Annotated in this window: 2 protein-coding genes and 2 pseudogenes; 3 read left to right on the top strand and 1 reads right to left on the bottom strand. The window is 63.7% G+C overall.

The window, feature by feature from the left end; all coding sequences use genetic code 11:
• Nucleotides 1-82 (top strand): annotated as a pseudogene (locus I9P22_RS23485) (IS5/IS1182 family transposase); the annotation flags it as partial.
• A gap of 199 nt (nt 83-281) precedes the next feature.
• The gene (locus I9P22_RS25110; RefSeq protein ID WP_408635227.1) at nt 282-641 is read left to right on the top strand and encodes an IS110 family transposase; all 360 of its coding nucleotides are present in this window, start codon (nt 282-284) and stop codon (nt 639-641) included.
• Here I9P22_RS25110 and I9P22_RS23475 read toward each other — a convergent pair.
• Nucleotides 625-2,176: pseudogene (locus I9P22_RS23475) on the bottom strand (ISL3 family transposase). The gene I9P22_RS25110 and the pseudogene I9P22_RS23475 sit on opposite strands and share 17 nt — an antisense overlap.
• A gap of 136 nt (nt 2,177-2,312) precedes the next feature.
• Here I9P22_RS23475 and I9P22_RS23470 point away from each other — a divergent pair.
• A complete protein-coding gene (locus I9P22_RS23470; protein WP_233253562.1) occupies nt 2,313-4,028 on the top strand; it encodes a type VI secretion system Vgr family protein in 1,716 nt (571 codons plus the stop codon).
• Nucleotides 4,029-4,101 lie beyond the last annotated feature (73 nt).

Here is a 4,101-nt window from a genome sequence, read left to right as displayed (position 1 = left end):
CTACGACAAAACCGCAGACAGTTTCCTCGGCTTCATCGACATCGCCTGCATCAGGCTCTGGCTTCGCCATTTGTCAACATGACCTAGGTGTGTCTCGGGTCTGCTACATTAGCCCCATCGCGGCTCCCGGCCAGGAGCTGCGATGGGGTGGGATACAGCGCTGAACACCTTGTGGCCTGACCACGATCGCTAGCGGGCTGATCCCGCCTCTCTTCACCGTCTCGAACAGTTGACGGCGGCCCGTTTTGCGGGACCGCGAAGCATAAGGAAGAGAGAGTGATATGATACCAGCAGTAGCCGTGATCGGCATAGATGTTTCCCGCGATTGGCTCGACGGCTTTTGTGCGTCGAGCGGGCGGCATCTTCGCCTTCCCAACACCGTGGCAGGCCATGCCCAACTTCTTGTGCAGCTCCGGGCCTTGCCCCAGCCGGTGCGGGTCGGATTTGAAGCGACGGGCGGTCAGGAATGGGTGCTCTGGGCCACGCTTGTGGCGGCAGGGGTGGAGGCTGTGCAACTGCCCCCGGCACAGATCAAAGCCTTTGCCCTTTCCTTGGGCACGCACGCAAAGACTGTTGACCGGCGTGGAATAAGGGGGCTAACTCAAAGTTGGTGCATTTCCGGGTTCATGCTTGCACGATGAGCCTTGCCCTGAGCGATCGATGTTTGCGCGGCCATATATCTGGCGCTTGCGGGTCTTCAGCCGATTGATCTGCCCCTCGGTCTGTCCGTTCGACCAGGGTTCACGCAAGGCTGCGGCAACGGCGGCGCAGTCGCTGCGGAGGCCACAGGCAAAGGAAGCGATCATGCTGTCTTCCGCCTCGTCGAGCCAGCCGGCCAAGACATTCGCCGGTTGCGCACCATGTCCGTGAACCGGTCGGTGAGTGCCCGGACGGCCGCCAAGGCTGGCGATGCCGCTTCGATCTGCGCGACCTGAAGCGCATCGGCTCTGGACAGGTGATCCCGCCCCATGGTCAGGAGCCGCGCAATCCTGCGGGCAGGTGGCGATTTCCCCATCCCGTTCGGCACAGCTTGCTCGGCGCGGCGCTGGCGTGTCGCCCATTCTCCGACGACCCGAAGACCGCCACGAAAATCCTCGGCCCTGAGACGGCGCCAAAGTTCGGCGCCATTCCGGCAGCCGCCGTTCCATTCCCGCTCCAGCCGTGGCAGCCAGGGTGTCAGGCTGCTCTCGCGGATGCGGAATACATCTTCACGTTCCCCTCGGAGGATCTGGCGCACGAGCTTGCGGCTGAGGCCGGTCGAGCGGACGATACGCTTGATGGGCAGCCCCTCATCGGCCATCGTCCTCACCATCCGATTGGTTTGCTGGCGACGCCGAAAGCCTTCGTATGGCAGCCTTTCCGCTGCCGTCAGCAGCGCGGGATCAAGGGTCTTCGTCCCGACCGCCTTTCGGATGGCGGGCATGCTCCGCTGCACGGCCGCCAGGAATGCGGCACTCGCGTTCTCAAGCAGATGCCAACGATCGGCGACCTGAACCGCCTGTGGCAGGGCACGGGTGGCAGCCCCGCCATAGCCGCCGTTGCGGTCGCGGGCAACGATCTGGATGTCGGGATGCGCGCGGAGCCACGCTTCCACGGTGGCAGGCTCGCGATCGGGCAGCAGGTCGATCACCTGCCACCGCTCCAGGTCGCAGATCATTGTGCCGTAACGCTGCCCCTTGCGCCAGACCCAGTCATCGATGCCGATCACACGCGGGGCTTTGGAGCTCGAGCCCATCACGCTCCGCGCGCCTCGCAAGAACGTGTCCTTGCTTGCCGGCACCAGAAGACGTCGGGCGAGCGCCTGAGCAGGGCGTCCGCCGAGGGCAAGGCCGAGGTGGCGCACAAGCTCCTGCAGGCGCGAGGTTCGTCGCATGTGCGGTCGAGTGACGCCGGGCGGGAACCGTTCGGCGAAGATCCGGGCGGGACAGCCGGGCGCGCGGCAGCGAAAGCGACGAACCTGCAAGACGATTTCCACGGCTCGCCCATGCGCGGGCACATCGGCCTGCCGGCGCCGATACCGACTGTGAACATGGCGAGAAATACTCCCGCAGTGTGGACAGGTGACCACAGCTTCCGAAGAGCGGGCGTGGATACGGATCGTATCGCCGTCGAGTTCGACCCGATCGGCCGTAAGTCCTGCCGGCAGAAAATCCCGGCGTGCAAACCATGACACCATCGGCAACCTTCTTGGAAGAAGGTCAAAATGTAGCGACATAAAAGATCAACGGTACCAAATCCGTGCCAGAGCCCAATATTGAGCCCACCCGGCGGTCGGAGATCAAGGCCTGAGCGGGCTTGGTAATCTTGCAGTCTTGGCATTTGCGCATCGGGCATGCACACTCTCCGCAGATTTTCTTGACCCATTTCTGCGGAGGCCTTTTCATGAACGCCCCCCCCTGCGCCAGTCCGAGCGTCTCGGGCGGCTGACCACCGCGCTCGGCCCCGACACCCTGGCGCTCCTGCGCTTCGACGGCTCCGATCATCTGAACGACCTGTTCGAATATCGCGTCGAGGCGCTGGCCACCCGCAACGATCTCGACTTCTACACGCTGATCGGCACCCATGCCACCGTCGAGATCGAGACCCGCGACGGCACCCAACCCTTCGACGGCATCGTCACGCAGGCGCGATGGGCCGGGGTGGGCGAGAACGGCCACCGCTATGATCTGGCGCTGCGGCCCTGGTTCTGGCTGGCGAGCCGCCGCCGCAACCAGCGCATCTTCCACGACAAGACCGTCACCCAGATCCTGCAGGAACTGCTTGCCGACTACGCCCCGCTCGGCGACCCGGCGCTGGAGATGCAGCTGTCGCAGGACTATCCGACCCTCGAATACACCGTGCAGTACCGCGAATCCGACCTCGATTTCGCCCGCCGCCAGATGGAGCGGCACGGGATCAGCTTTCATTTCCGCCACGCCATGGGCAGCCATACGCTGGTGCTGACCGATGACGTTCTGGCGCATGAGACGATCGGCGCGCGGCCCTATAAAAGCTACGACGGCCACCACCAGGCCGAGGGCGAGCATTTCTGGGACTGGACGCCCGAGCGCAACATCACCACCGGCGCGATCCGTCTGACGGACTACAATTTCAAGAAGCCCGACCAGGCGATGGAGGTCGACCGGCTGGGCGATGCCGCCCATGCGCAGGGGCAGATCGAAAGCTTCGACTACCCGGGCGACTATCTGGCGCAGGATGTCGGCAAGATCGTCGCCGGGCTGCGCACGTCGCAGGAGCGCGGCGCGGATCGCCGCAACCGCGCGGTGGGCGATTGCGCCTCGCTGCGGGCGGGCAAGCGGGTGACCTTGTCGGGCGACCCGGTGCCGGGGACGGGCGAGACCTATCTGTGCCTCTCGGCCTCGCATCATTTCGTGTCGGAGGCCTATGGGTCCGGGGGGCAGGGCAGCAACGGCTATGCCTTCACCGGCAGCTATGCCCTGATGCCGGACACCGCGCCGATGGTGCCGCCGCGGCGCACGCAGGTCCCCGTAGTGCACGGCCCGCAGACGGCGATGGTGGTGGGCGAGGGCGAGATCGACTGCGACGAATACGGCCGCATCCTGGTGCGGTTCCACTGGGACCTGAGCGGGGCGTTCTCGATGCGCTGCCGGGTCAGCCAGAACTGGGCCGGCGCCGGCTGGGGCGGCATGGTCATCCCCAGGATCGGCATGGAGGTCGTGGTCGAGTTCCTCGAAGGCGATCCCGACAAGCCGCTGGTGACGGGGAATGTGTTCAACGGCAAGAATGGCGTGCCTTACGAGCTCCCCAAGCACAAGACGCGATCCACGTTTCGAACCAATACGCATGACGGCAAGGGCACCGGGCGCGGCTTCAACGAGTTGCGCTTCGAGGATCAGAAAGGTGAAGAAGAGATATTTCTTCACGCAGAGAGAAACATGTCGCGACATGTTAAGAATAATCACATATCAATGATATTCGGGGCAGCAATAAGCTTTATCAGGAAAGGGCTTCACTCAATTATACAGGGAAACTCAGAAATAACGGTTGCGGGATCTAGGTTGTGTTGACAAAAAGGATTCCCCTGCGCGCCTGGCTGTGATTCAAGATCATCTCTACGTGGGAGGTGACCTTGGCACGCAA

The sequence above is a fragment of the Paracoccus binzhouensis genome (assembly GCF_016446475.1).
GTDB classification, from domain to species: domain Bacteria; phylum Pseudomonadota; class Alphaproteobacteria; order Rhodobacterales; family Rhodobacteraceae; genus Paracoccus; species Paracoccus binzhouensis.
The sequence above is the reverse complement of the archived record's forward strand: the minus strand, read 5'-3'. Positions and strand labels throughout refer to the sequence as shown.